Origin of the sequence: Massilia sp. 9096, from assembly GCF_000745265.1 — a bacterium.
In the GTDB taxonomy this organism is placed as follows: Bacteria; Pseudomonadota; Gammaproteobacteria; order Burkholderiales; family Burkholderiaceae_D; genus Telluria.
Map to the genome: position 1 here is coordinate 4,291,965 of NZ_JQNN01000001.1, position 26,568 is coordinate 4,318,532.

Consider the following 26,568-nt stretch of genomic DNA (forward strand, 5'->3'; position numbering starts at 1 on the left):
GTTAGGAATCATTTTGACTCACCCGACCCGCCAAAGCTCATCCGACTGGATCGCGCGCAGCCTGCGCAGCGTCTGGCATCCATGCACGCAAATGCAGCACCACGAAGAGGTGCCGCTGATCGCCGTCAGCCATGCCAAGGGACCGTGGCTGTACGACCATGAAGGCCGGCGCTACCTGGACGGCATCAGCTCGTGGTGGGTCAATTTGTTCGGCCACGCCAACCCGCGCATCAACGCCGCCCTGAAGGACCAGCTCGACAAGCTCGAGCACGCGATGCTGGCCGGTTTCACGCACGAGCCGGTGGTCGAGCTGTCCGAGCAGCTGTCCGAACTGACCGGCCACGCGCTCGGTCATGCGTTTTATGCGTCGGACGGCGCCTCGGCGGTCGAGATCGCGCTCAAGATGAGTTTTCATTATTGGCGCAACGCCGGCTATCCGAAAAAGCAGGAGTTCGTTTGCCTGCAGGGCTCGTACCACGGCGAGACCATCGGTGCGCTGGCCGTGACCGACGTCGCGCTGTTCAAGGATGCCTACGGTCCGCTGCTGCGCGCCGCGCGCACGGTGGCGTCGCCGGACGCGCGCAACGCGGTCGATGGCGAATCCGCCCAGGACGTGGCGCGCCGCGCGATCAAGGACGTCGAAGCGCTGTTCGAGCAAAGCGCCGACACCATCGCCGCCATCATCGTCGAGCCGCTGGTGCAGTGCGCGACCGGCATGGCGATGCACGACCCGATGTACCTGCAGCGCCTGCGCGAGCTGTGCGACAAGCACCACGTGCACCTGATCGCCGACGAGATCGCGGTCGGATGCGGCCGCACCGGCACCTTCTTCGCCTGCGAGCAGGCCGCGATCTGGCCCGACTTCCTGTGCCTGTCGAAAGGCATCAGCGGCGGCTACCTGCCGCTGTCGCTGGTGCTCAGCACTGACAAGATCTACGAAGGCTTTTATAGCGAAGACATCACGCGCGGCTTCCTGCACTCGCACTCGTACACCGGCAATGCGCTGGCCTGCCGCGCCGCGCTGGCCACGCTGCAGATTTTCAAGGAAGACGACGTCATCACCAAGAACCGCGAGACCGCGACCCGCCTGATGCTGGAAATGGCGCCGCTGCTCGAGCACGAGCGTGTCACCCATTTCCGCCAGCGCGGCATGATCCTCGCCTTCGACGCGGTCGAGCCGGACAGCAAGCGGGCGTCGACCTTCGCGCGCCGCTTCTTCACCACTGCGCTGGAAAACGAACTGATGCTGCGCCCGATCGGCCGCACCGTCTACCTGATGCCGCCGTACGTGCTGGACGACGAAGAACTCGCCGGCCTGGCCGCGCGCACCCGCAAAACCTTCGAGTCGGTGATCGCCGCATGAAAATGGACGTCCCCAACAACCGCGACCTGATCGCCGGCGTGCAGGCCCAGCTCGACGAGCTGCTCGGGCGCAGCCTGCTGCGCAAGCGCCGCCATGCCGAGTCGCCGGCGGCGCCGCGCCAGATCGTCGACGGGCGCGAGCTGCTGGCCTTTTGCAGCAACGATTACCTCGGCCTGGCCGCGCACCCGGCCGTGGTCGACGCGCTGCGCGAAGGCGCGACGCTGTACGGCGCCGGCAGCGGGGCCTCGCACCTGGTCTCGGGCCACAGTCGTGCGCATGCGCTGCTGGAAGACGCGCTGGCCGCGTTCGAGGCGCCGCACCTGGAGCAGGCGCGCGCACTGTACTTCTGCACCGGCTACATGGCCAACCTGGCCGTGCTCACGGCGCTGGGGAACAGCACGGACGCGATGATCTTCTCGGAGGCGCTCAACCACGCCTCGCTGATCGACGGCGCCCGCCTCGCGCGTGCGCGCGTGAGCGTGTACCCGCACGGAGACGTGCGCGCGCTGGAAGCCCAGCTGATCGCCAGCGACGCGCCCACCAAGATCGTCGTCACCGACAGCGTGTTCAGCATGGACGGCGACCTGGCGCCGCTGCCCGAACTCCTGGGCCTGTGCGAGCGCCATGGCGCCTGGCTGGTGGTCGACGATGCGCACGGCTTCGGCGTGCTGGGCGCGAACGGCCGCGGCGCGCTCGAACATTTCGACCTGCGCTCGCCCAACCTGGTCTACGTCGGCACGCTCGGCAAGGCGGCCGGCGTCGGCGGCGCCTTCGTCGCTGCGCACGACAGCGTGGTCGAACTGGTGCTGCAGCGCGCCCGCCCCTATATCTACACCACGGCCGCCCCGCCGGCGCTGGCGCATGCGCTGCTCGCCAGCCTTGCTATCATCGCGGGAGACGAAGGCCGCGAACGCCGTGCGGCGCTGCAGGCGCGCATCGCCGAGCTGGATGACGCCCTGGCGCTCATCCGTTGGCAGCGCCTGCCGTCCGGCACCGCGATCCAGCCGATCGTGATCGGCGCCAACGACGAGGCGCTGGCCGCCTCAAGCAGACTGCACGAGCAAGGCCTGTGGGTGCCGGCGATCCGGCCGCCGACCGTGGCGGCGGGCACCGCGCGCCTGCGCGTGACGCTGTGCGCGGCGCATACGCAGGACGACGTCGCCCAGCTCGCGGCGGCGCTGAATACGCTTGAAGCCGAGCAGTTCGAACTCAATACGCAAAGGAGCCAGGCATGACCCTGATTGACCCCGAACCATCGCCTGGCGGCGAATCCGGCGTGGCCATTCCCGCAAGGGCTCCGAGCACGGCTGCGGCCCCGCTGACCGTGCCGGCGCCGCTGGCTGCCGAAGGCGTGCCGACCCGCTTCGCCTGCTTCGTCACCGGCACCGACACCGAGATCGGCAAGACCTTGATCACCAGCGCGATCCTGCACAAGCTGGTCGAGATCGGCCAGCGCGCCTGCGGCATGAAGCCGATCGCCGCCGGCGCGGACATCGGCGCGGATGGCCAGCTGCACAACGAGGACGCCGACATGCTGCGCGCGGCCGGTAACGTGCACCTGCCGCAGTCGATCACGACGCCGTTCATGCTGCGCGAACCGTGCGCGCCGCACATCGCCGCGGCGCTGGAAAACGTCACCATCGACCCGGTCACGATCCTGACCGCCTACGCCGAGATCCTCGCGGCCTCGGACGCCACCGTGGTCGAAGGCGTCGGCGGCTTCTGCGTGCCGTTTACCGACACCTTCGACAGCGCCGACCTGGCGGTGCAGCTCGGCCTGCCCGTCGTCCTGGTGGTCGGCATGCGCCTGGGCTGCATCAGCCACGCGATCCTGAGCGCCGAGGCGATCATCACACGCGGCCTGGTGCTGGCCGGCTGGGTCGCCAACCAGGTCGACCCGCACATGCGCTTCGCCGACGAGAATATCGAAGAACTGCAGCGCCGCCTGCCCGCCCCGCTGCTGGGCCGCGTGCCGCGCCTGGACAACCCGACGGCCGCCGACGCAGCGGCCTTCATCGATTTATCGAGCCTGCCTGGATGGCCGGCCAAACACTAAGGAAATAGAGATGTCCCAAGTTGTCACCCTGTACCCGCCGGCCACCCCGGCTTCGCTGTCCAAGAACGCTACCTGGCCGCTGGCCGAGGTGCAGGCTCTGTTCGCGCTGCCGCTGCCTGAACTGATGTTCCGCGCGCAGGAAGTCCACCGCGCCGAATTCCCCGACGGCGACGTCGAACTGGCCACCCTGCTGTCGATCAAGACCGGCGGCTGCGAAGAAGACTGCGGCTACTGCCCGCAGGCCGCGCGCTACGACACCGGGGTCGAAGCCAAGAAGATCCTCGAACTCGACACCGTGCTGGCCGCCGCACGCGAAGCCAAGGCCAACGGCGCGACCCGCTTCTGCATGGGCGCCGCCTGGCGCAGCCCGAAAGAGCGCGACATGGAAAAGGTCGAGGCGATGGTGCGCGAGGTAAAAGCGCTGGGCATGGAAACCTGCGCGACGCTGGGCATGCTCGAAGAGGGACAAGCAGAACAGCTGAAACAGGCGGGCCTGGACTTCTACAACCACAACATCGACACCTCGCCCGACTTCTACGGCGACGTGATTTCGACGCGCCAGTACCAGGACCGCCTGGACACGCTCGGCCGCGTGCGCGACGCCGGCCTGAAAATCTGCTGCGGCGGCATCGTCGGCATGGGCGAGACGCGCGAGCAGCGCGCCGGCCTGATCGCCCAGCTGGCCAACATGAACCCGTATCCGGAATCGGTGCCGGTCAACCACCTGGTGCAGGTCGAGGGCACCCCGCTGCACGGCCTGCCGAAGCTGGACCCGATCGAGTTCGTGCGCACCATCGCGGTGGCGCGCATCACGATGCCGAAGGCGCGCGTGCGTTTGTCGGCCGGCCGGCGCGAGCTGGGCGAAGCGGTGCAGGCGATGTGCTTCATGGCCGGCGCCAACTCGATTTTCTACGGCGACAAGCTGCTCACCACCGGCAATCCGGAAGCCGACGACGACCGCGCACTGCTCGACAAGCTGGGCCTCAAGACCCGCGCGAACACGCTGGAGTCGGTGCAGAAGGAAAGCTGCGGGTGCTGAGACCGCAAGCATAGACACGCGGCCCGGCGCAGATCGGGCCGCGTGATCGAAGTCATAATCATAAAAGACACGAGACAACCATGTTCACCAAGATCCTCATCGCCAACCGTGGCGAAATCGCCTGCCGGGTCGCGGCCACCGCGCGCCGCCTCGGCATCAAGACCGTTGCCGTCTATTCCGAAGCCGACGCCGGCGCGAAGCACGTCGCGGTCTGCGATGAGGCGATCTTGATCGGACCGGCCGCCGCCAAGGACAGCTACCTGCGCGGCGACAAGATCATCGAGGTCGCGCGCGCCACCGGCGCCCAGGCGATCCACCCGGGCTACGGTTTCCTGTCCGAGAACGCCGAGTTCGCGGAAAATTGCGAAGCCGCCGGCCTGGTCTTCATCGGCCCGCCGGGTTCGTCGATGCGCGCGATGGGATCGAAATCCGCGGCCAAGCAGCTGATGGAACATGCCAACGTGCCGCTGGTGCCCGGTTACCACGGCGACGACCAGGATCCCGAGCTGCTGCAATCCGAAGCCAACCGCATCGGCTATCCGGTACTGCTCAAGGCCAGCGCCGGCGGCGGCGGCAAGGGCATGCGCGTGGTCGAGCGCTCGGAAGATTTCCAGGCCGCGCTGGCCTCGTGCAAGCGGGAAGCGATCAGTTCCTTCGGTGACGACAAGGTGCTGGTCGAAAAATACCTGACGCGTCCGCGCCACATCGAGATCCAGGTGTTCGCGGACACGCACGGCAACTGCGTCTACCTGCACGAGCGCGATTGCTCGGTGCAGCGCCGTCACCAGAAAGTGCTGGAAGAAGCGCCGGCGCCCGGCATGCCGCCCGAGCGCCGCGCCGCAATGGGCGAGGCCGCGGTGGCGGCCGCACGCGCGGTCGGCTACGTCGGCGCGGGCACGGTCGAATTCATCGCCAACCAGGACGGCTCGTTCTACTTCATGGAGATGAACACGCGCCTGCAGGTCGAGCACCCGGTCACCGAGATGATCACCGGGCTCGATCTGGTCGAATGGCAGCTGCGCGTCGCAGCCGGCCAGCCGCTGCCGAGGCAGCAGCAGGAACTGGCGATCAACGGCCACGCGATCGAGGCGCGCGTCTACGCCGAGAACCCCGAAAAAGGTTTCCTGCCGTCGATCGGCACGCTGCGCCACATGGACGTACCGGCGCACGTGGCGTTCGAGCTGGGCGGCGTGACCGGGCAGCCTGCCGGCGTGCGCATCGATTCGGGCGTGCGCCAGGGCGATGCCATTTCTCCGTTCTACGACCCGATGATCGCCAAGCTGATCGTCTGGGGCGCGGATCGCGCGCAGGCGCTCGCGCGCATGGCGCAGGCGCTGTCCGAGTTCCACATCGTCGGGCTGGCGACCAACATCGGCTTCTTGAAACGCCTGGTCGAAGGCGATGCCTTTGCCGGCGCCGACCTCGACACCGGCCTGATCGAGCGGAACGGGGCGACGCTGTTCCCGCCGCCGGCGCCGGTCCCGGCCGGCGTGCTGGCGCTGGCCGCGCTGGCCCTGCTCGACGCCGAGCAAACCCAGGCCGCCGTGCAGGCGCACGCACACAACCCCGCCGATCCGTGGACCAGCGCCCATGGCTGGCGCATGAACGGCGATTATCGCCGCCGCCTGTCGTTCGCGGATGACTATGCGGCGACGCTGGACGCCAAGGCGTATCAAATCGGCCTGGCCTACCGCCCGCACGGCTGGGTGCTCGAGCTGGATGGCAATGCGCATCCGCTCGCGCTGGTGTCGCGCCAGGCTGGGCGCTATGCGATCCGGCTCGACGGTGCCGCGCTGCAGGGCAGCGTACTGCGTGAAGGCGACGTGATCCACGTGTTCGCCAACGGACGGCATCACGCGCTGACCTGGAACGATCCGCTGGCGCACGCCGGCGACACCGAAGCCGCGGGCGGACGCCTGACCGCGCCGATGCCGGGCAAGGTGGTCGCGGTGGTCGCGGCCAATGGCCAGAGCGTGAAAAAGGGCGAACCGCTGGTCATCATGGAAGCGATGAAGATGGAGCACACGATCGCCGCGCCGAGCGACGGCCTGGTCGAGGAGATCCTGTATCAGGTCGGGGACCAGGTGGCGGACGGCGCGCCACTTCTTGCATTCAAGGCGGCTGCATAAATCCGACCATACCAAATAAACCGTATAAATAATAAAAAGAGGGAAGACATGCGGATACTTTTGTACAGAAACGACGGCATCGTCGAACCCTGGGCGCGCGATTTCGAAGCCGCCCTGCCCGAGGCCGAGACCGTGCCGTGGCGTGAAGGCCAGCCGGTCGAGCGCTGCGACTACGCCGTGATCTGGGCGCCCACGCCGGCGCTGCTCGAGCAGCTCGCGCAAGTCAAAGCGATCTTCCTCATGGGCGCCGGCGTCGACGCCTTGCTGAAGTTCGGCGACGCCCTGCCCGAGGTGCCGATCGTGCGCCTGGGCGATGCCGGCATGGCCGAGCAGATGGTGGAATACGTCGTGCACGCGGTGCTGCGCTACTTCCGCCGCTTCGACGAGTACGAGCGGCAGGCGCGCGACGGCATCTGGGAAGCCTTGACGCCGCATGTGAAAAGCGAATTCACGGTCGGCGTGCTGGGGCTCGGCAAACTCGGCGTGCCGGTGCTGCGCGCACTGCGCCAGCTCGGCTTTCCGGTGCGCGGCTGGAGCCGCACGCCCAAGGACTTGCCGGGCGTCGAATGCTACGCCGGCATGGAGACGCTCGACGCCTTCCTGTCCGGCACGCGCGTGCTGGTCTCGCTGCTGCCGCTGACGCCGGAGACCAACAACCTGCTCGACCGCGCCCACCTGTCCAGGCTGCCTGCGGGCGCCTACCTGATCAACGTGGCGCGCGGGGCCCAGGTTGCCGAGCCGGACCTGCTCGCGCTGATCCGCGCCGGCCACATCGCCGGGGTCACGCTCGACGTGTTCCGCAACGAACCGCTGCCCGCGCCGCACCCGTTCTGGAACGAACCGCGCATCACCATCACGCCGCACGTGTCGGCGCTCACGCTGCGCGAGGACGCCGTGCGCCAGATCGTCCACAAGATCGGGCTGCTCGAACGCGGAGAGACCGTCGCCGACGTCGTCGACCGCACCCGCGGATACTGATTCAGGAGTTTGAGACCATGAACCTGCCCAGCAACGTCAAGATCGTCGAAGTCGGCCCGCGCGACGGCCTGCAAAACGAAAAGGAAGCGCTCAGCGCGGCCGTGAAAATCGAACTGGTCGACCGCCTGTCGCGCGCCGGTTTCGCGAACATCGAGGCGGCCTCGTTCGTCTCGCCGAAGTGGGTGCCGCAGATGGCGACCAGCCGCGAGGTCATGGCCGGCATCGCGCGCCATCCGGGAACGCTGTATTCGGCGCTGACGCCGAACATGCAGGGTTTCGAGGCGGCGCTGGCCGCCAGGGCCGACGAGGTCGTGATCTTCGGTTCGGCCTCGGAAGCGTTCTCGCAAAAGAACATCAACTGCTCGATCGCCGAATCGATCGCGCGCTTCGAACCGGTGGCCGCCGCCGCCAAGGCCAGCGGCCTGCGCCTGCGCGGTTCGATCAGCTGCGCCTTCGGCTGCCCCTACCAGGGCGAGGTGCCGCTCGACGCGGTGGCCGACGTGGTACGGCGCATGCGCGACCTGGGCTGCGACGAGATCGACATCGCCGACACCATCGGCGTGGCGACGCCGCGCAAGACCCAGGCGGTGATGGAGACCGCAGCCAACGCCTTCGACCTGGCGCGCATCTCCGGCCACTTCCACGACACCTACGGCCAGGCGCTGGCCAACATCTACGCCAGCCTGGAGCTGGGCGTAGCAATCTTTCATTCGTCGGTATCGGGACTGGGCGGCTGCCCGTATGCGAAGGGTGCGACCGGCAACGTCGCGACCGAGGACGTGGTCTACATGCTCGATGGCCTGGGCATCCGGACCGGCATCGATCTCGACCAGGTGGTGGACGCCGGCGCCTTCATCTCGCAGCAACTCGGCCGCAAGGGCGCGAGCCGGGCCGGCAATGCGCTGCTGGCCAAGAGAGCCAGCTGAGCGCCAGGGCCGACGAGGCTCTGACAAATGAAAAAGGCCGACAGCGAACTGTCGGCCTTTCCTGAAACTGGTCGGAGTACAAGGATTCGAACCTTGGACCCTCTGGTCCCAAACCAGATGCGCTACCGGGCTGCGCTACACTCCGAAGGCAACCATCATAACCGCCCGATGGCGTCGCGGTCAAGGAAAGCTTGTAACGTGGCGTCGCTTATTCGTCGATTAGTCGTCCGCGCCGTCGTTCTTGAGCTGCAAGGCCCGCTCGTACAAGGCGTTTTTCTTCTTGCCGGTGATCTGCGCCGCCAGGTTCGCTGCCTGCTTGACCGAACATTCCGACAGCAGGATCTGCAGGATGCGCTCGGCGTCCTGGTCCTCGGCGTCGCCAGCCGGGGGCGCCGCGTCGACCAGCACCACGAACTCGCCGCGCTCGCGGTTGGCGTCGGCTTTCACCCAGGCCAGCGCCTCCTGCAAGGTGCAGCGGTGGATCTCTTCGAACAACTTGGTGAGCTCGCGCGCGAATACGACCTGGCGCGTCGGCTCGAACGCGGCCACCAGGGATTGAACACAGTCGACGATGCGATGCGGTGCCTCATAGAACACGAGGGTCGCATTCACGCCCTTGAGCGCGGCCAGTTCCGCTTCGCGCTGCTTGGCCTTGGCCGGTAAAAACCCGACAAAATAGAAGCGGTCGTTCAGCAGCCCGCTGGCCGAGAGCGCCGTGACCGAGGCCGATGCGCCCGGCACCGGCACCACGTGCAGGCCGGCCGCGCGCACCGCGTCGACGATGCGCGCGCCGGGGTCGGACACGGCCGGCGTGCCGGCGTCGGACACCAGCGCCACGCGCTCGCCGGCGCGCAGGCGCTGGATTAATTTGTCGGCGGCTTCGCGTTCGTTGTGCTGGTGCGCGGCCACCATGTGCTTGTTTAAACCGAAGCGCGTCAGCAATGCGCCGGTCTTGCGCGTGTCCTCGCAGGCGACCACGTCGGCCAGCAGCAGCACCTGCAGCGCGCGCAACGTGATGTCGGTGACGTTGCCGATGGGTGTGGCCACCACGTAAAGCGTTGCGGTAGGATAGCTTTGCTGGGCGGCCTCGCCCATGACGGGCAGTTGGGCAATCTGGCTGGACTGAATTTCTGTCATGTTGGGGATCGGATGCTGATAAAAAGTCTCGAGGCCCGCTGCATCGGGTGCATTGCCTGCCTTGCGGCGCTGCTCATGCTGGCCGCCGCAAGTCCTGCATGGGCCGGCCCCTGCGAGGAACGGGAGCGATTGTGCGCGCCGGATGGCGCAAACACAAGTGCGGCCACGACGGCCGCCGATCCGGAACTCGCCGCGGCGGCAAGGCAGGCTGCGGCCGCGCGCCGCAATGCCGATGCCGCCAACGCTGCCGATGCCGCCGCATCCACCACCGCCACCACCGCCGGCAACGCATCCGCCAGCACCAACGCCACACCCGCGACGCCAATCCGCATCGCCCTGCTGCTGCCGACGCGCTCGGCCACCCTGACGGCGGCCGCCGAGGCCGTGCGCAGCGGCTTCATGGCCGGTGCCGAGCGCGACGGCGCCGGTTTCAAGGTCGAGCTGGTCTCGACCGGCGATACGCCGCAGGATGCGCTCGAGGCCTACGCGCGCGCGGCTGCCGCCAGCGACATCGTGGTCGGTCCGCTGGCGCGCCCGGCGGTGACGGCCTTGGTTGCCGCCAATGGCGTGACCAAACCGACCGTCGCGCTGAACTATCCGGAAGGACGCGGCCCGCTGCCGCGCGCGCTGCTGGTCGCCGGCCTGTCGGTCGAGGACGAGGCGCGCCAGATCGCCGAGTGGGCGGCGCGCGAACATCCGCAGGGCCGCGCGCTGGTCCTGACCGGCAACGCCGCCTGGTCGCAGCGCGCCGCCGCTGCGTTCAACGCGCGCTGGGAGCAGCTCGGCCACACCGGCCAGAACGCCGCCATCCCGTCCACCAACGGCCGGGTCGAGCAAGCCGGCATCGACGCGCTGCGCACGCGCCTGGAAATCGATCCGCCGGCGCTGGTGTTCGCCGCGCTCGACGTCGCCGAGCTGCGCCAGGTGCGCCGCGCCACCGGCACCGCAGTGCCCTGCTATGCCGGCGGCGCCGCCAATCCGGGGCGCGCCGCCGGCGCCGAGTTCGCCGAACTGGACGGCGTGCGCCTGCTCGACCTTCCCTGGATGGTGCGGCCCGACGAGGCCTCGGTGATGGTCTACCCGCGCGCCCTGAACAGCGAACAGCCGCTCGACATGGACCGCCTGTACGCGCTCGGTATCGACGCGTTCCTGCTGGCGCGCCAGCTCGCCCTGCATCCGGGCGCATCGTTCAAGATCGACGGGGTCACCGGGCGGCTCGAAGCCTTCGAGGGCAGTGGCCGGCTGCACCGGCGCGAAGCGGCAGCCATCTACCGCCAGGGCGTGTTCGAAGCGGTCGAGCAAGGCCGCTGAGATGTGGTCCGGTCGCCTGTCGCAGCCGCAGGAGCGCGGCAAGTCGTGGGAAGAAGCTGCCCGCGTCTACCTCGAGCGCCACGGCCTGGTCATGATCGAATCAAACTTCCGCTGCAAGCTGGGCGAGATCGACCTGGTCATGCGCGACGGCGCGACGCTGGTGTTCGTCGAGGTGCGCCAGCGCGCCGCCGGCAGCCAGGTGTCGGCGGCGGCCAGCATCACGCCGGCCAAGATCCGCAGACTGGTGCGCGCCGCCCAGGTCTACCTGCAGCGTTTGCAGCGCCTGCCGCCCTGCCGCTTCGACGTGGTCGCCATCGACGGGCGCAGTGTCGAGTGGATCCGCAACGCCATCGAGGCTTGAACAGCACCGGGCCGCGCGACAGCGGGCCTGCGACGGACGTACAACACATGCGCCTGCCGAGGTGTGATCAGCCTTGCAAGTGTAAGCATTTTTTGCTGCCCTTGATCGTTGTGCATTGCCACTGCACTATAATCCTCGACCATGAATACTCAACGCATCCTCGCCCATTTCCAGGAAAGCGCCGAACTCAAGTTGAAGTCGGCTGCGGCCCTCGCACAACCCATTTCCGAAGCGATTGAGCTGATGTTCAATGCGCTTTCGAATGGCAACAAGATCCTTGCCTGCGGTAACGGCGGCTCGGCCGGCGACGCGCAGCACTTCGCCGCCGAACTGGTCGGGCGCTTCGAGCGCGAGCGTTTCCCGCTGCCGGCCATCTCGCTGACGACCGACACCTCGATCATCACCGCGGTCGCCAACGACTACAGCTTCAACGAGATCTTCAGCAAGCAGGTGCAAGCGTTCGGCCAGGCCGGCGACGTCCTGCTGGCGATCTCGACCTCGGGCAATTCCGGCAACGTGGTGGCGGCGGTGGAAGCGGCGCTCGAGCGCGAGATGCGCGTGGTCGCCCTGACCGGCAAGGATGGCGGCAAGCTGGCGCAGATGCTGACCGATGCCGACGTCCACATCAACGTGCCGCATTCGCGCACGGCGCGCATCCAGGAAGTTCACCTGGTGGCGATCCACAGTATCTGCGACGGCCTGGACGTCGCCCTGTTTGGAGAAGAAGATGCAAGTTAAGAATCTGCTGGCCCCCCTGTCCAAGGCCGTGCTGTGCGCGGCCCTGCTGTCGCAGCTGGGCGGCTGCGTCGCCCTGTTCGCCGGCGCCGCCGTCGGTGGCGCGCTCGCCAGCTCGGACCGCCGCACCATCGGCACACAGACCGAAGACGAGGGCATCGAGGTCAAGGCGGCGACCCGGCTGCCGAACATCGTCGGCGACGCCGGCCACGTCAACGTCACCAGCTACAACCGCAAGGTGCTGGTGACCGGCGAAGTGCGCGACGCGGGGATGAAGCGCGCGGTCGCGGACGAGGTGCGCAGCATCGCCAACGTCGAGACCGTGATGGACGAACTGGAAATCGCCGGACCGTCGAGCTATACCTCGCGTTCGAGCGACACCCTGATCACCAGCAAGGTCAAACTCAGCCTGGCCGACAAGAAGACCATCAAGGCGACCTCGATCAAGGTCGTCACCGAGCGCGGTACGGTCTACCTGATGGGCATGGTGACCCAGCGCGAAGGCAATATCGCGGCCCAGGTCGCCCAGGGCGTGTCGGGCGTGATGCGCGTCGTCAAGATGTTCGAATACATCAGCGAAGAAGACGTGCGCACGCTGGAGCCGGCCCGCGCGTCCTGACGCGTCGGCAACACGGAGCGGCCCGAGCAGCAAACCGGCGGCGCGTCTATAATCGATGCGCTGCCCGCCGGGCCCCACGATGGACGAATCAATCATGACCGCTTCTTCCGCGCCTTCCCGTTCCTGGATCAAACCGGCCGCCATCGGCGCCGTGGTGCTGGCCATCGCCGGCATCGGCACGGCCGCCTTCGGTCACCAGCCGAGCGCGCCCGACGTCACCTTCATCAGCATCGCCGGCCAGAAGATCAACACGCAGGACTTGCGCGGCAAGGTCGTGATGGTCAACTTCTGGGCTACCTCCTGCACCACCTGCATGCACGAGATGCCGCAGATGGTCGAGACCTACAACAAGTTCAAGGACCAGGGCCTGCAATTCGTCGCCGTGGCGATGAACTACGACCGTCCCGACTACGTGCTGAACTACACGCAGACGCGCAAGCTGCCGTTCACCGTCGCCCTCGATTCCGGCGGCGACCTGGCCAAGCAGTTCGGCAACGTCGAGATGACGCCGACCACCTTCGTCATCGGCAAGGATGGCAAGATCCTCAAGCGCTACCTGGGCGAACCCGATTTCGCCTCGCTGCACGCGCTGCTGCAAAAGTCGCTGAGTACGGGCTGAAAAGCGGCTGACAACGCCCGCGCCCGCGCGCATACTCGCGCACGCCTGACATCCCGCAAGCCCGGAACGCCAGCTTGATCCAAGCTTGACGCGCCCGCTTCCCCTGTTCCACACTGCGATGGCAAAGGAGCTTGCGATGCGCTACCCTTTCGTTTCTGTCCTCACGCTGCTGTCGCTGGCGGCCTGCAGCGGCGCCGCGCCGCATCGGCACGATACCGTGGTGCTGCATTACCAGCACGTCGCCAACGTCCACCAGATCAATTTCAGCGTCCAGGTCGAGGTGCCGGGCCGCGGCGAGCCGGTGCAGTCGGTGCTGCCGCTGCAATCGGAAGGCTTCTGGGCGGTGTTCCTGCTGTGCAGCCTGGATGCCACCGGCGCGCGCATCCCCAGCTTTTATGTCGACCTCGACCGCTTCCGCGTCGAGTACGGCAAGCAGCGCTTCGGCCCGCTGCGCCCGTACACGCTGCGCCTGGACGACTCGGTCGAGCTGAACAAGCGCGCCGACACGCGCGCCCTCGCCGACGCCATCGCCGCCGAGATCGGCTCGAATCTGCCGAACCCGGTGTTCCGGCATGGGTATCACCCGGATCTGAATGTGCGTTTCGCGATCTACATCCCGCGCGGCTTGCCCGATTATTCCGGCGATCAGCTGCCATTGCGCTACGAGGGCGTCCAGGCCGTGGTGCTCGGCAACGGGGCGCCGCCGTCGGACGTCGACGTGGTCGGCCTGGGCGGCACCGGCATCGCGGCGCAGTGCCTGCCTTAGCCTTGCCTGCGCACGGTCGTTGACGCGATGCGCACGCCGACGCCGGCGGCGGTAAGCTGTGCGCATCGTACGATCGATGGAGGACGCCATGGACAGCGCCAACACCACGCTGGCGGTCGAGCAAGCCGGCCTGAGCCTTGTGCGCCTGCATGCGCGCGCGCGGATGCAGGCGCGCGCGCGACAGGCTTACCAGCGCGCCCGTTCGCGCTTGGACTGTTTCTTGCGCGCCGCCGCGTTCTGCTGCTGCAGCAGCGAATCGACGCGCTCGGACGCTTCGCGCGCCAGCTGCTGGGCTTCCTCGACGCTCGGGAAATAGTCCGGCATGCGGTAGCCGAGCCAGGCATAGGCCGAGTACATCCGGCAGGTGTCTTCGACTTCCTGCAGGTTCTTCCAGAACAGTTCCTGCGGCTGCGGTTCGAGCTTGCAGACGCGCTTCTTGGCCAGCGACTGCGCCCAGTGCGACCAGGCGTTTTCCAGCGCCGGCACCCGGGTCGAGACCGGCACCAGAGACAGCGTGAACTTTTCGGCCACGCTCAAGTCGAGCGTATCGAGCCACTCGGCGCGCTCGTTCTGCTCTTCGGTAATGCGCGGATAAAAGAAGCCGTCCGGCACGTCGATGTTGTGTACGAAGCGGCGCAGCAGTTTCACCAGCGAGGTCTCGCCGGTGACGGCAGCGATCCGGTGCAGCTGCTCGAGCGAAGGCGCGACCGCGAACCCGGTGGCCGGCACCGGCGGGATCTTTTCCTTCATCAGCGAGCGCATGATCTGGTGGGTGTCGTCGTCGTAGCCGGCGACGAAACCTTCCTCGTGCACGCCGAAGCGCCCTGCCCGCCCGGCGATCTGCTTGGCCAGCGCGGCCGAGATCTCTTCTTCCTCGACGCCGTTGTATTTGACGGCCGTGGTCATCACGATGCGCTGGATCGGCATGTTCAAGCCCATCGCCAGCGCGTCGGTGCCGACCACGATGTCGGCCTGGCCTTCCCGGAACCGCTCGGCCTGGGCGCGCCGCACTTCCGGCGACAGATTGCCGTAGACGGTGGCGACCGACAGCCCGGTCTCGGTGATCATGTCTCTCCACATCAGTACGTCGCGCCGGGAAAAGGCGATGACGGCGTCGCCGCGTTTCAAGTTGCGGATCTTGCGCACGGCGCTCGGCTCCATGGACAGCGGCGCCTTGCGTTTCAAGACGTGCACTTCCAGTGGACACTCCAGGCGCGCGGCCAGCGCCTCGATCGCGCGTCGTGCTTCGGGCGCCCCGACCAGGTAGACGGTCGAGGCCGGCGCGCCGCACACGGCCGCGGTCCAGGCGGCGCCGCGGTCGCGGTCGGCCAGCATCTGGATCTCGTCGATCACCGCGACCTCGACCTTGGTGCGGGTGTCGAGCATCTCGACCGTGCTGGCGACGTGGGTCGCGCCTTCGGCCAGGCGGCGCTCCTCGCCGGTGACCAGGCTGACCTTGATCGGCTCGCCGTCTTCGCTGTAGGTGTTCTGCAGGCGCTCGAAGTTTTCCAGCGCCAGCAGGCGCAGCGGCGCCAGGTAGACGCCGCTCCCGGCCTGGGCCAGGTGTTCCATCGCGCGGTGCGTCTTGCCGGAATTGGTCGGCCCGAGCAGCGCAATGAATTTCCTGCCCATCCTGCTGGCGACCTCGAACGATTGCGGGTACTCGGCCAGGTTGATGCTTTCCTTGGTGCGCGCGGCGTAGCGTTCCTCGCGCTCGCGCTCGACCGCGTGTTCGAGGCGCTGGCGGATGCGCTCGAACACATACTCGGCCGGCTCGGAGGTCTCCAGCTCTTCGAGGACGTGCAGGAACAGCATCGGGTCGAAGCCCTCTTCCTCGCACTGGTCGGCCACCTCGATGACGAACTCCTCGACCTCCTGGTTCAGGTCGTCGATGGCGTCGCGCGTGGCGCGCTCCTCGACCAGCTCGCGCCGCGCCAGCAAGTCCATCTTTCTCCATTTGCTCGGTTTCGCGAGCACGCCGCGCGCCGGCACCAGGCGGTACGCGACGTGCAGGCCGTCGACGCGCACCGCGCCCGAGAAGCGCAGGAAGACACGGCCCTCCATCTTGACCAGCTCGACGCCTTTCGCGTCCAGCTTGAGCTCGCGCGTGAGGAAATCGTCGTCGTCCTGGGTGTCGTCGACGTCGGTATCGGGGTGGTGGCGTGGATGGTTCATATGGGCTTGGTACGCAAAATCTTCATGGCAGCACTATAGCGGATGCGGCCGCGCCTGCGCACGCACGGTACAGCCAGGAACCGATCGGCATGCGCCGCGGGATCGCCGGTGGCCCGCCAATGACAAACGGCCCCGCAGGGCCGTCCATCGACAATGCAGAACCTGTCCGCGAAGGTGATCAGCTCTTGCGGCGACGCAGTGCGAGCGCGCCCATGCCCAGGCCTATCAGCGCCAGCGACGCCGGTTCCGGGACGTTGGTGGTCGTGTCCAGGTTGGTCGCTTGGGCCGTCAGGGTCGAGCTGACGAAAATGTAGTCGCCAGAGGTCGAGCTGAGGTTGACCGTCAGCTGGCCGTCTTTCGCCAGGTCGGCCAGCGATTTTTGCAAGTTGACCGTATAGGACTTTTCCTGGTGGTTCGGCACGTTGCTGCCGGTATAGGTTTGCAGGAACTTACCGGAACCGATGTCGAACTCGAAGCTTTCGTCGCCTGCGTTGTCGGTCAGGGTGAAGGTCAGCACGCCGCTGGTCAGGGACTGGGTCAGCGGGTTGTAACCTTTGCTCAGAATATCGAAGTTGATGTCGTAACCGTCGACGTCGCTCTTGTTGATCTTGACTTGTTTGGACGGCGTGATGGTTTGGGTATACGTCAAGACACTTGCGTGAGCAAAGACGGTAGCGGTGGACAGGGCGATGGTGGCGAACAGGTGTTTGACGATGGACATTTAGATTTCTCCTAGTTTTGGTATTTGCATATAAGCATTTACCGTGCCAGGAAAGAAATCTTATTTAAAACAAACACTTATTTACACTCAACAAGATTTACGTCGCTGAGTGTAAAGAAAATAGACAATTATTTAAGAATCTCTCATTTTTGTTAACTTTCGCCAGCCTTTTTATTTCTTAAAGAAACTATTTTCCCAAACTCTGTTAAATTATTTCTTGAAAGTATTTATTATTTTTCCATAAAGAAATAACAGATGAATTTTTGATTACTTGATGTAAGGAAAACCGACACTACCGCCCTGCTGACGCAGATCAAGCCATATGGAAGGACGCGGTGAGCGCCGATACCGTCGTGTGCGACGGCTGTGATCGGTGGGATGGGAAAGAAGAAGAAACACGATCAAGCGCGAGGCTGGGCGCCTTCGCGGAAGCGCCAGGCAGGCGCTTCCCTGTGCACGACGTCAGGCTGCGACGCCCGCCTCGTGCGCCTGCTGGTCGGCGTGGTACGACGAACGCACCATCGCGCCGACGGCCGCGTGCACGAAGCCCATCTCGTACGCGGCTTCCTCGAACTTCTTGAACTGGTCCGGGTGCACGTAGCGGCGCACCGGCAGGTGCGAGTTCGACGGCGCCAGGTACTGGCCGATGGTCAGCATGTCGATGTCGTGCGCGCGCATGTCGCGCATGACTTCGAGGATTTCATCGTCGGTCTCGCCCAGGCCGACCATCAGGCCCGATTTCGTCACGGCGCTCGGGTACTTCTGCTTGAATTGCTTGAGCAGCTCGAGCGAGTGCTTGTAGTCGGCGCCCGGGCGCGCTTCCTTGTACAGGCGCGGCACGGTTTCCAGGTTGTGGTTCATCACGTCCGGCAGACCGTCGGCGAAGATGTTCAACGCCTTGTCGAGGCGGCCGCGGAAGTCCGGCACCAGCACTTCGATCTTGGTGTTCGGCGACAATGCGCGGGTCTTGCTGATGCACTCGACGAAGTGGCCGGCGCCGCCGTCGCGCAGGTCGTCGCGGTCGACCGAGGTGATCACGACATACGACAGGCGCAGGTCGGCGATAGTTTTAGCCAGGTTGCCCGGCTCGTTGACGTCGAGCGGGTCGGGACGGCCGTGGCCGACGTCGCAGAACGGGCAACGGCGCGTGCACTTGTCGCCCATGATCATGAAGGTCGCGGTGCCCTTGCCGAAGCATTCGCCGATGTTCGGGCAGCTCGCTTCTTCGCACACCGTGACCAGGTTGTTGGCGCGCAGGATGTCCTTGATCTCGTAGAAGCGCGACGAGGCGCTCGCGGCCTTCACGCGGATCCAGTCCGGCTTTTTCAGGCGCTCGTGCTGCTCGAGCGGGACGATCTTGATCGGGATGCGCGAGGTCTTGTCGGCGCCCTTCTGCTTGTCGCTGGCGTTGTAGGCGGATGCTGCGGCGCTGCCGGTGTCGATTTCGGAAGTCATTGTGTTCTCTGCCACGAGGGCGTTCAATGGGTGGGTTCGTTGGCGGGCTTCGCGTCCGCTGCGGTCAAATGGCGGATCAAGGCGGCGGCCAGCGCCTGCTGCACTTCCGCCAGCGGCGCGTCGACGCCCATGCTGCGCATGTCGACGGTGGCCAGGCCGGAATAGCCGCACGGGTTGATCCAGCCGAACGGCGCCAGATCCATGCCGACGTTCAGCGACACGCCGTGGTAGGTGCAGCCGTTGCCGCGCACTTTCAGGCCGAGCGCGGCGATCTTGGCGCCCCGCATGGCGCCGTTGGCCATGTAGATGCCGGGCGCGCCTTCGACGCGTTCACCGGCAAGATTATACGCCGCCAGCACATCGATGACCGCCTGCTCGATTTTATGCACGAACTGGCGCGCGTACAGCTTGCCGCCCGGCTTGTTGCGGCGCAGGTCCATCAGCAGGTAGATCACGACCTGGCCGGGACCGTGGTACGTGACTTCGCCGCCGCGGTCGGTCTGCACCACCGGCACGTCGTGTGTCGCCACGGCGCCCAGCAGGTGGCCGCGGTCGGCGCCGAGGCCGAGCGTGAACACCGGCGGATGTTCGACGATCCAGAGTTCGTCGCGCGTCTCGGGCGTGCGCGCGTCGGTGAAGGCGCGCATCGCGGCGAAGACGCTGTCGTAGTCGGCGCGGCCGAGGTCGCGGACCAGGGGACCGGATCCGGTGTCGTGCGGCGGTTTGCTCAGGGCGGGGTCGGGCGCGACCGGGCCGGTTGGGCCGATAGGGCGGTTCGCTTGCATGATAGTCGGGGCGATGGAAGCATTGAGCTACCCCGTCATTATAAGCCAGGGTCATGTGGCTTGCCCAAGACCCTGGCAAAAAGAGATGTTAGAGGACGACTTTGACCATCGGGTGCGAGGACAGCTCGCGGTAGATGTTGTCCAGCATCTCGCGGCTGGTGGCGCGCACGGTCACGGTCAGGCCCGTGTACGTGCCCTTGGCCGAGGGGCGGACTTCCATCTTGCCTTCGTGGAAAGTCGGGTCGTGCGCCACCACGAGCTGGTGGATCGTGGCCGGGAAATCCTCGTGCGAGGCGCCCATCACCTTGATCGGGAAATCGCTCGGGTATTCGATGAGGGAATCTTTCGGGTCCATGGCCGCTCCTGTTAAAACCGCATTGTAGCCAAACTCGCCGGGGCGCGCCGGGAACGGCCCCCATGGCCCGCCCGGCCCGGCCGGCGATCCTCCATCGATCAGCGCTCCTGCTGGTGTTGTCCGCGCGCGTCGACGTGGGCGCGCTTGTCTTCGCCACGCGGCTGTGGCGGCTGTGGCGGCGGTCCGGCCGGACGGGCAGAGGGCTGCGGCGCCGCGGCCGGTGCGGGCGCCGGCGCGGGTGGCAGCGCTGGCGCCATCACCGGGCGCGGTGCGATCGCAGCCGGCGCCGGCGCTGCGGAGGGCATCGGCGCGGACGGGCGTTCCCACTCGCTGCGGCGCGCACGGTCGGGACGCGGCTCGAATCCGGCTTGCGGCTGGCCGCCGAGCGCGGCCGGCGGCATCTGCGCCGGCTGGCGGGCGCGGCGCATTTCCCGCATTTCCTCGAATTGTTCGCGGCGCTCGAAGCGTCCCGGACCGGCCGGGTTGATGCCCCCCGGCGCCTCGGTGGTGATCGGCGCCGGGCCGGTCTGGCGCGGCGCCGGGCTGGTGATGCCGAGCCCCTGCGGTGGCTGGCGCGGCGTCGGACTGGTGACGCCGAGCGCCTGCGGCGGCTGCTGCGGCGTCGGGCTGGTCACGCCCAGCGCTTGCTGCGGCTGGCGCGGCGTCGGGCTGACCACGCCGAACGGCTGGGCGCCGACGGACGGGGCGGTCAGCACCGGGGTATTTTGGCGGATAAACCCGTCGCGCCGGATGCGTTCGGTGTCGAGCGTGCTGTTCTGGCCCAGCTGCGGGCCGCGCGCGAAGCCGCGTTCCTGACCATGGTCGAAGCCGCGATCGAAGCGGTCGCCGCGCTGCCAGCGGTTGGGCGGCGGCGGCGGTGCGGAGCCGCCCGCCAGCGGCACGGGAGGGGCATTGCGGCCACCCAGCGCCGGCAGGTTCAACAGCGGCGTACGCGCCACGTTGACGCGGCCGGGCTGGTTGAAACGGTCCTGCGGCACCACCGTCAGGCCCTGCGGGCGGAAGTCGTGCGGACGGCGCGGATCGGGGCGCACGTCGCCGTTCATCCAGCGCACGTGGTTTTCCGAGATGCGATAGCCCGGCACGAAGCGGTCGTGCGGACTCAACGGATACCAGCCGGATGCGGGCCGGCCGCCGCCGCCGACCCAGCCGACCAGCGCCGGCGCCCACACCGGGTGCTCGCGGTGACGGCCCGGCGCCCACGACCAGCGCCGGTTGACGTAGACCCAGCGGCCGTAGTGGAAGGGCGCGTAACCCCAGGGCGAATTGTCGACCCAGGTCCAGCCCCACGGATCGATCCAGGCCCAGCTGCCGTCGCGGTAGGGCACCCAGTCGGCGCCGACCACCGGCGTCCACAGCGGGCCGTACTCGTCGCTGGTCTGCCAGCTGCCGTAGCGGTCGAGGTCTTCGTAGCCGGTCATGTCGGTGCCGACGTAGCGTGCGGCGACCGCGTTGTCCGTGGTGCGGTCGCGCGCGGCCGACCAGTCGTCGAAGGCGTCGCGCTGGGCCAGCAGCGTGCGCACGTCGTCGTCGCCGAATTCGGCGCCCTTGCCGGCGCGCAGGGTCAGCTCGGAACCGCCGCCATCGACCAGCGCGACGCCGTCGAACACCTCGACCGCGCTGGTGTCGCGGATGCGCTCGGCGTCCACGCGCACGCGCGCGCCCGTCTGCAGGCGCACGCGCGCCTGTGGCGTCTCGAGCCCGAAGCCGGCCACCACGTCTTCGTTGATCACATGCACGCTGGCGCTGCCGTAGTGCAGGCGCAGGCGCAGGTTGGCGTCGTCCAGTTGCGTGACTTCGAGCGAGGACTCGCCGTCCAGGCGGATCGAGGTCGAGCCGATGCGCAGCTCGGTGCGCGCGCCGGGCGCGGTGGTCACCATGGTGCCCGAGGTGACCGGCCAGTTGACCTGGGCCGGCGCCATTTCGGCGCCGACGTCGCCGGCGATGCTGACCTGGCCCTGGGTAAGGGCGATGCGGCCGACCCGGCCGGGCAGGTCGTCGTCGGCGGCGGCCAGCGTCGACAGGGTCGCGAACGCCAGCAGCGTCAGCGTCTTCAGGGCGAAACGGGGGATGCGCATGGTGTCTCCGGCTGGACGTTATCGTGGCGCTGGCCTGGACGGACCGCGTCCACTGATACTACAACGCAGCAGCGCCCGAAAAGACAACGCAGGTTACAAACAGTTGCGAAATAGCTGAGCTCAGGCGTGGCCGCGCTTGACGAAGAAGAGCAGGGCGCCGACCACGATCAGCACGCCGCCGAACACGCGGTTCTGGATCTTGACCGCGCGCGCATCGCGGAAGAAACGCTGCATCGACGAAGCCAGGAAGGCGTAGCCGTGCATGACGCTGGTGTCGATGGTCACCATGGTCGCGCCCAGGATCGCCAGCTGCGGCAGCACCGGCGCGTCTTTCGAGATGAACTGCGGCAGCACCGCGACCATGAAGATGATGCCCTTCGGGTTGGTCGCGTTGGTGAGAAAGCCGGTCAGCACGCGCCGCCCGAACGAGGGGTGCGCGGCCATGCCGGCGGTCGACGGCCCGCTCGCCGCATGCGGCTCGCCTTTAGCGCGCCACTGCCCGATGCCGAGCCAGATCAGGTACAGCGCGCCGATGGTCTTGACGATCGTAAACGCCAGCTCGGAGGCCAGCAGCAGCGAGCCGACGCCGGCGCCGGCGATGAGCAGCACCATGATCAGGCCCATCTGCAGGCCGAGCACGGTGGCGCTGGCCTTCCTGACCCCGTACGCCAGCCCGTGCGACATCGACAGTACGGCGCCCGAGCCGGGAGAAATGGCGATGACGATGCCGGCGATGACGAAGGTGATCCAGGTGGCGAAGCTCATGGCGGAAAAAAGGGAAGCGGGGAGAGGAGGGATCGAGCCTGGTGCAGGCTTGCAGCCGGCCTTGGAAAACAGGGAAGGGTACGCGAAAAACCCGTGCGCGCCAGCCCAGCCGGCGCGCAGCGGATCGTCAGTCGGCCTTTTTGGCGCGCTTCGGGTTGACAGCCGCCTTCAGCGTCGCGCCGGCAGCGAAACGCGGGGTCTTCGACGCTGCGATCTTGATCGCTTCGCCGGTGGCCGGGTTGCGGCCCTTGCGTGCGGCGCGCTTGGTGACCGAGAACGTGCCGAAGCCGGTGATGCCGACCGTGTCGCCTTTTTTCAGGCGCTCGGTGATGATCGCAATGATCGTGTTCACCGCGTCGTTGGCGGCGGCGCCGGACATTTCCGTACGCTTCGCAAATTCAGCGATCAGTTCGCCTTTTTTCATAAATCCTCCGGGTTGAAAGAGCCGGAAGATTAGCATAATTAATTGCCGTATGTAATCTTCTCAGGAATGAAAAACCGGCATACGGCCTTTATTGACGGGCGTTCTGGGTTTTCGGACCGCTGTTTCAGGCGCCTGCCGGCAGTTCCTGGCCGGCCAGGCGCAGGCGCAGCGCGGCGTTGATCAGCGTCTGGTAGCCGGTGCCGGTGCGCTCGGCGCGCGAACGGAATTCGTTGAGCACCTCGTCGTCGAGGTAGATGGTGATGCGGGTCTTGCGCTTGGGCGGACGGGCACGGCGACGGGGAACGATGGATGGGTCGAAATCGGTGGTCATGGCATCTCCTTCAGGTCAGAGGCTGCTGCACCGCAGCCAATGCTTGCACTATACGTACGTGCCTGGAGCGCCTGGCGCGGAAAGTGACGAGCTGCAGATTTCCAGGGATGAAATGCACATACCGGGCTTGAAGCGTGGCCTGTTCGCGCTGCCGGACCCGTGTGCCCCGATTCCCGTGCATCCATTAAGATGTGGCCATATTTACATGGAGGATTGGATGGCTGCAGGCAGTTTATTGGCATTGATCGACGATATCGCGAGCGTCCTCGACGACGTCGCCCTGATGAGCAAGGTCGCGGCCAAGAAGACCGCCGGCGTGCTCGGCGACGACCTGGCCCTGAACGCCCAGCAGGTCACCGGGGTGAACGCCGACCGCGAGCTGCCGGTCGTGTGGGCGGTGGCGCTCGGCTCGCTGCGCAACAAGGCGATCCTGGTGCCGGCGGCCCTGGCGATCTCGGCGTTCATCCCGCAAGCGATCACGCCGCTGCTGATGATCGGCGGCGCCTACCTGTGCTTCGAAGGCTTCGAGAAGGTCGCGCATAAATTCCTGCACGGCGCCGGAGAGGACGCGGCGCACGAACAGGAGCTTGTCAGCGCGCTGGCGGCCGGCGCCGACATGCAAGCCGTCGAACGCGACAAGATCAAGGGCGCGGTGCGCACCGATTTCATTCTGTCGGCCGAGATCATCGTGATTGCGCTCGGCGTGGTCAACGAGGGCGGCGCCGCATTCGGGTCGCAGGTGGCGGCGCTGGTCGCGGTGGCGATCGTGATGACGATCGGCGTGTACGGCGTGGTGGCCGGCATCGTCAAGATCGACGACGCCGGGCTGTACCTGAGCCGGCGCCAGGGCGCTTTCGCGCGCGCGTCCGGCGGCCTGCTGCTGGCCGCTGCGCCGCGCTTGATGAAAGCGCTGTCCGTCATCGGCACGATCGCCATGTTCATGGTCGGCGGCGGTATCATCGGCCATGCGTTCGCGCCGCTGCACCATCTGGCCGAGGGCGCAGCCGCGGCCGTGGCCGGCGTGCCGCTGCTGGGACGCGTGCTGGCGGCGCTGACGCCGTCGGTGGTCGACGCCGTGGCCGGGGTCGTGGTCGGCGCGGTGGTGTTGCTGGTCGTATCGCTGGTCAAACGTCTGCGCGGGCGGCGCTGAGCCGGATCTGCCCGTTTTCAGCCACGGAACCTCGTGGCCGCAGCCGGCTCCAAATGCAGAGGGGACGGACATGCAAGACGTACACTTGCGCCTGCAAATGGCGCTGACTTCGGCGCGGATGTCGACCTGGGACGCCAGCGTGGTCGGCGACAGCGTGCTCGAAGGGACGATCGCCTGGTCGGCCGAGGGCGCCGCGCTGATCGGCCTGACGCCAATCGCGCAAAGCCAGGCCTTTTCCGATTTCCTGCGCATGGTGCATCCGGACGACGCCGGCTGGCTGCTGGAGGCCATGCAGCGCCGCGTCGACGAATGCGCCGGCTACGCCTTCGAATACCGCCTCCTGCGTCCCGACGGCCAGATGATCTGGCTGGCCTGCCGCGCCACCACGATATGCGAAGACGGCGCCGCGGTGCGCACCCTCGGCCTGTGCTGGGACGACAGCGGGCGCAAGCAGCAGGAAGCCGCGCTGGCCGAGCAAAAGGAATTGGCCGACGTCACGCTGGCGTCGATCGGCGACGCCGTCGTCACCACCGATGCGCAGGGCCGCATCACCTTCATGAACCGGGTCGCCGAGCAGCTCACCGGCTGGAGCGACGCCGAGGCGCGCGGCCTCGACGTGGGGCAGGTGGTCGGCCTGGCCGACGAAGCCAACGGCCAGCCGATCGACAGCCCGGCGCTGCGCAGCCTGCAACTGCGCCAGGCGATCGCGGTAACCAGCCGTGCACAGCTGGTCACGCGCGACGGCCACCACGTCGCGGTCGAGGATTCGGCGGCGCCGATCTGGTCGCGCGACGGCGAGGTGCTGGGCGCCGTGATGGTGTTCCACGACGTCAGCCATGAACGGCGCCTGACCCACCAGCTCAGCTGGCAGGCCTCGCACGACGCCCTGACCGGCCTGCTCAACCGGCGCGCCTTCGAGGATGCCGTCGCCGGGGCGCTGCGCAGCGCCAAGGACGAGCGCCACCACCATGCGCTGCTGTACATGGACCTCGATCGTTTCAAGATCGTCAACGACAGCGTCGGCCACGGCGCCGGTGACGTGCTGCTGCAGACGCTGGCGCGCATGCTGCTCGGCCACATGCGCGAGAGCGACGTGCTGGCGCGATTGGGCGGCGACGAACTCGGCGTGCTGCTGCCGTACTGCCCGATGAGCCGCGCCGAACAGCTGGCCGACGAGCTGCGCCGGTCGATCAAGGATTTCCGTTTCGTCTGGAGCGACAAGGTGTTCGAGCTGGGCGTGTCGATCGGCCTGGTCGAGATCAGCGAAGAGAGCAAGTCGACCAGCGAGCTGCTGGTGGCCGCCGACCAGGCCTGCTACTTGGCCAAGGAGCAGGGCCGCAACCGCATCCACGTCTACCGCGAGTCCGACGTGATGCTGGCGCGCCGCCAGGGCGAACTGCAATGGGTGACGCGCCTGAACGACGCGCTCGCGCATGACCGCTTCCGCCTGTTCGCCCAGCACATCGTGTCGCTCGACGGCGCGGACGACGGCCATTACGAGGTGCTGCTGCGGATCGCCAGCAACGAGAACGGCGACGAGGCCGGCAACGAGTCGGGCAACGAGTCGGGCAACGGGTCCGGCCTGATCCTGCCCGGCGCCTTCATCCCGGCCGCCGAGCGCTACGACCTGATGGCGCCGCTGGACCGCTGGGTGGTGACCCACACCTGCCGCCACATCGCGCGCGAGCGCGCACGCATGGGCATGCCCGACACCGCCACCGGCAGCGTGCAGCGCATGCCGCCGCCGGTGTATTCGGTCAACCTGTCCGGCATGTCGCTCGGCGACGAGGGCATGCTCGCCCACATCGTCGCCCAGTTCGACGAGAACGGCGTCGATCCGACCCAGCTGTGCTTCGAGATCACCGAGACCGCCGTCATCGCCAACATGCCGCGCGCCCAGGAATTCATCGCCGCGCTGCGCGCGCTCGGCTGCTGCTTTTCGCTCGACGATTTCGGCAGCGGCTTGTCGTCCTTCGCCTACCTGCGCACCCTGCCGGTCGACTACCTGAAAATCGACGGCGTGTTCATCCGCGGCATCGCGCACAACGACATCAACCGCGCGCTGGTCAAGGCGATCAACGAGGTCGGGCACGTGATGGGCATCCGCACCATCGCCGAGTACGTCGAAGACCCGCCGACGCTGGACGCGGTGCGCGCGCTCGGCATCGATTACGCCCAGGGCTACGCGGTCGGCGACATCAGGCAGCTCGAACTGGCCCACTGACTCTTCCTTCGTCGCCGCTGCGGTGCACTTGTGTTGCATATTTACACT

At 67.1% G+C, this 26,568-nt stretch carries 24 protein-coding genes, 1 tRNA gene and 1 pseudogene; 15 read left to right on the plus strand and 11 right to left on the minus strand.

Going from position 1 to position 26,568, the window contains the following annotated elements; translation table 11 throughout:
* Positions 1 to 13: 13 nt before the first annotated feature.
* The 7 genes from bioA (at position 14) to FA90_RS18575 (ending at position 8,491) form a co-directional block, all read left to right on the plus strand.
* Positions 14 to 1,363 (plus strand): adenosylmethionine--8-amino-7-oxononanoate transaminase, encoded by a 1,350-nt coding sequence (gene bioA / locus FA90_RS18545; RefSeq protein WP_036171296.1) that lies wholly within the window; start codon positions 14 to 16, stop codon positions 1,361 to 1,363.
* Positions 1,360 to 2,598, plus strand: coding sequence for an 8-amino-7-oxononanoate synthase (gene bioF / locus FA90_RS18550; RefSeq protein WP_239700822.1), 1,239 nt, complete (start codon positions 1,360 to 1,362; stop codon positions 2,596 to 2,598). Before bioA ends, bioF begins: the two co-directional genes overlap by 4 nt.
* Entirely contained in the window at positions 2,595 to 3,419 is an 825-nt protein-coding gene (bioD, locus tag FA90_RS18555) for a dethiobiotin synthase (protein WP_081933928.1), read from the plus strand. Before bioF ends, bioD begins: the two co-directional genes overlap by 4 nt.
* A 10-nt stretch (positions 3,420 to 3,429) precedes the next feature.
* Positions 3,430 to 4,458 (plus strand): biotin synthase BioB, encoded by a 1,029-nt coding sequence (bioB, locus tag FA90_RS18560; RefSeq protein WP_036171301.1) that lies wholly within the window; start codon positions 3,430 to 3,432, stop codon positions 4,456 to 4,458.
* 80 nt (positions 4,459 to 4,538) lie between these two features.
* Positions 4,539 to 6,587 carry an acetyl/propionyl/methylcrotonyl-CoA carboxylase subunit alpha gene (locus tag FA90_RS18565; protein ID WP_036171302.1) on the plus strand — a complete coding sequence of 683 codons (2,049 nt, stop codon included), beginning with the start codon at positions 4,539 to 4,541 and terminating at the stop codon, positions 6,585 to 6,587.
* Between the two features lie 48 nt (positions 6,588 to 6,635).
* Positions 6,636 to 7,565 (plus strand): glyoxylate/hydroxypyruvate reductase A, encoded by a 930-nt coding sequence (locus FA90_RS18570; RefSeq protein ID WP_036171304.1) that lies wholly within the window; start codon positions 6,636 to 6,638, stop codon positions 7,563 to 7,565.
* 17 nt (positions 7,566 to 7,582) lie between these two features.
* Positions 7,583 to 8,491, plus strand: a complete 909-nt coding sequence (locus FA90_RS18575; RefSeq protein ID WP_036171306.1) for a hydroxymethylglutaryl-CoA lyase — start codon at positions 7,583 to 7,585, stop codon at positions 8,489 to 8,491.
* 68 nt (positions 8,492 to 8,559) lie between these two features.
* Here FA90_RS18575 and FA90_RS18580 read toward each other — a convergent pair.
* Positions 8,560 to 8,636: transfer RNA gene (locus FA90_RS18580), tRNA-Pro, on the minus strand.
* A 74-nt stretch (positions 8,637 to 8,710) separates the two neighbouring features.
* The gene (gene rsmI / locus FA90_RS18585; protein WP_036171308.1) at positions 8,711 to 9,628 is read right to left on the minus strand and encodes a 16S rRNA (cytidine(1402)-2'-O)-methyltransferase; all 918 of its coding nucleotides are present in this window, start codon (positions 9,626 to 9,628) and stop codon (positions 8,711 to 8,713) included.
* A gap of 75 nt (positions 9,629 to 9,703) precedes the next feature.
* On the opposite strand from rsmI, the gene FA90_RS18590 reads away from it, so the two are divergent.
* From FA90_RS18590 to FA90_RS18615, 6 genes are all read left to right on the plus strand, one after another.
* On the plus strand, positions 9,704 to 10,939 hold the full coding sequence (locus tag FA90_RS18590; protein WP_197065327.1) for a penicillin-binding protein activator: 1,236 nt from the start codon (positions 9,704 to 9,706) through the stop codon (positions 10,937 to 10,939).
* 1 nt (position 10,940) lies between these two features.
* Positions 10,941 to 11,300: a YraN family protein gene (locus tag FA90_RS18595; protein WP_036171310.1), complete on the plus strand. Its 360-nt coding sequence runs from the start codon at positions 10,941 to 10,943 to the stop codon at positions 11,298 to 11,300.
* Between the two features lie 141 nt (positions 11,301 to 11,441).
* Complete coding sequence (locus tag FA90_RS18600) at positions 11,442 to 12,038, plus strand: phosphoheptose isomerase (protein WP_036171312.1); 597 nt, start codon at positions 11,442 to 11,444, stop codon at positions 12,036 to 12,038.
* Positions 12,028 to 12,654 carry a BON domain-containing protein gene (locus FA90_RS18605; protein ID WP_036171315.1) on the plus strand — a complete coding sequence of 209 codons (627 nt, stop codon included), beginning with the start codon at positions 12,028 to 12,030 and terminating at the stop codon, positions 12,652 to 12,654. The genes FA90_RS18600 and FA90_RS18605 overlap by 11 nt, the downstream gene beginning before the upstream one ends.
* A 94-nt stretch (positions 12,655 to 12,748) precedes the next feature.
* Positions 12,749 to 13,273, plus strand: a complete 525-nt coding sequence (locus FA90_RS18610; RefSeq protein ID WP_036176298.1) for a peroxiredoxin — start codon at positions 12,749 to 12,751, stop codon at positions 13,271 to 13,273.
* Positions 13,274 to 13,409: 136 nt separating this feature from the next.
* Entirely contained in the window at positions 13,410 to 14,039 is a 630-nt protein-coding gene (locus FA90_RS18615; RefSeq protein WP_156116767.1) for a hypothetical protein, read from the plus strand.
* 186 nt (positions 14,040 to 14,225) lie between these two features.
* Here FA90_RS18615 and FA90_RS18620 read toward each other — a convergent pair whose 3' ends face one another.
* The 9 genes and pseudogenes from FA90_RS18620 to FA90_RS18660 all read right to left on the minus strand — a co-directional run bounded on the left by FA90_RS18620 (position 14,226) and on the right by FA90_RS18660 (position 23,146).
* A complete protein-coding gene (locus tag FA90_RS18620; RefSeq protein ID WP_036171323.1) occupies positions 14,226 to 16,214 on the minus strand; it encodes a helicase-related protein in 1,989 nt (662 codons plus the stop codon).
* Positions 16,215 to 16,392: 178 nt separating this feature from the next.
* Entirely contained in the window at positions 16,393 to 16,935 is a 543-nt protein-coding gene (locus FA90_RS18625; protein ID WP_036171327.1) for a PEP-CTERM sorting domain-containing protein, read from the minus strand.
* A 462-nt stretch (positions 16,936 to 17,397) separates the two neighbouring features.
* Positions 17,398 to 18,390: a lipoyl synthase gene (gene lipA, locus FA90_RS18630; protein ID WP_036171331.1), complete on the minus strand. Its 993-nt coding sequence runs from the start codon at positions 18,388 to 18,390 to the stop codon at positions 17,398 to 17,400.
* Between the two features lie 23 nt (positions 18,391 to 18,413).
* Entirely contained in the window at positions 18,414 to 19,175 is a 762-nt protein-coding gene (lipB, locus tag FA90_RS18635; RefSeq protein ID WP_081933930.1) for a lipoyl(octanoyl) transferase LipB, read from the minus strand.
* A gap of 88 nt (positions 19,176 to 19,263) precedes the next feature.
* Positions 19,264 to 19,533: pseudogene (locus FA90_RS18640) on the minus strand (DUF493 family protein); the annotation flags it as partial.
* Positions 19,534 to 19,628: 95 nt separating this feature from the next.
* Positions 19,629 to 21,626, minus strand: a complete 1,998-nt coding sequence (locus FA90_RS18645) for a DUF6600 domain-containing protein (RefSeq protein ID WP_051971909.1) — start codon at positions 21,624 to 21,626, stop codon at positions 19,629 to 19,631.
* Between the two features lie 120 nt (positions 21,627 to 21,746).
* On the minus strand, positions 21,747 to 22,391 hold the full coding sequence (locus FA90_RS18650; protein WP_036171337.1) for a LysE family transporter: 645 nt from the start codon (positions 22,389 to 22,391) through the stop codon (positions 21,747 to 21,749).
* Between the two features lie 127 nt (positions 22,392 to 22,518).
* Positions 22,519 to 22,815 carry an HU family DNA-binding protein gene (locus FA90_RS18655; protein WP_036171340.1) on the minus strand — a complete coding sequence of 99 codons (297 nt, stop codon included), beginning with the start codon at positions 22,813 to 22,815 and terminating at the stop codon, positions 22,519 to 22,521.
* A 124-nt stretch (positions 22,816 to 22,939) separates the two neighbouring features.
* Positions 22,940 to 23,146 carry a BrnA antitoxin family protein gene (locus FA90_RS18660; RefSeq protein WP_036171343.1) on the minus strand — a complete coding sequence of 69 codons (207 nt, stop codon included), beginning with the start codon at positions 23,144 to 23,146 and terminating at the stop codon, positions 22,940 to 22,942.
* 217 nt (positions 23,147 to 23,363) lie between these two features.
* Between FA90_RS18660 and FA90_RS18665 the strand changes: the two genes are divergently transcribed.
* Together FA90_RS18665 and FA90_RS18670 are read left to right on the plus strand one after the other, a co-directional pair.
* Positions 23,364 to 24,296 carry a DUF808 domain-containing protein gene (locus FA90_RS18665; protein WP_036176309.1) on the plus strand — a complete coding sequence of 311 codons (933 nt, stop codon included), beginning with the start codon at positions 23,364 to 23,366 and terminating at the stop codon, positions 24,294 to 24,296.
* A 70-nt stretch (positions 24,297 to 24,366) separates the two neighbouring features.
* Entirely contained in the window at positions 24,367 to 26,520 is a 2,154-nt protein-coding gene (locus tag FA90_RS18670) for an EAL domain-containing protein (protein WP_036171346.1), read from the plus strand.
* Positions 26,521 to 26,568 lie beyond the last annotated feature (48 nt).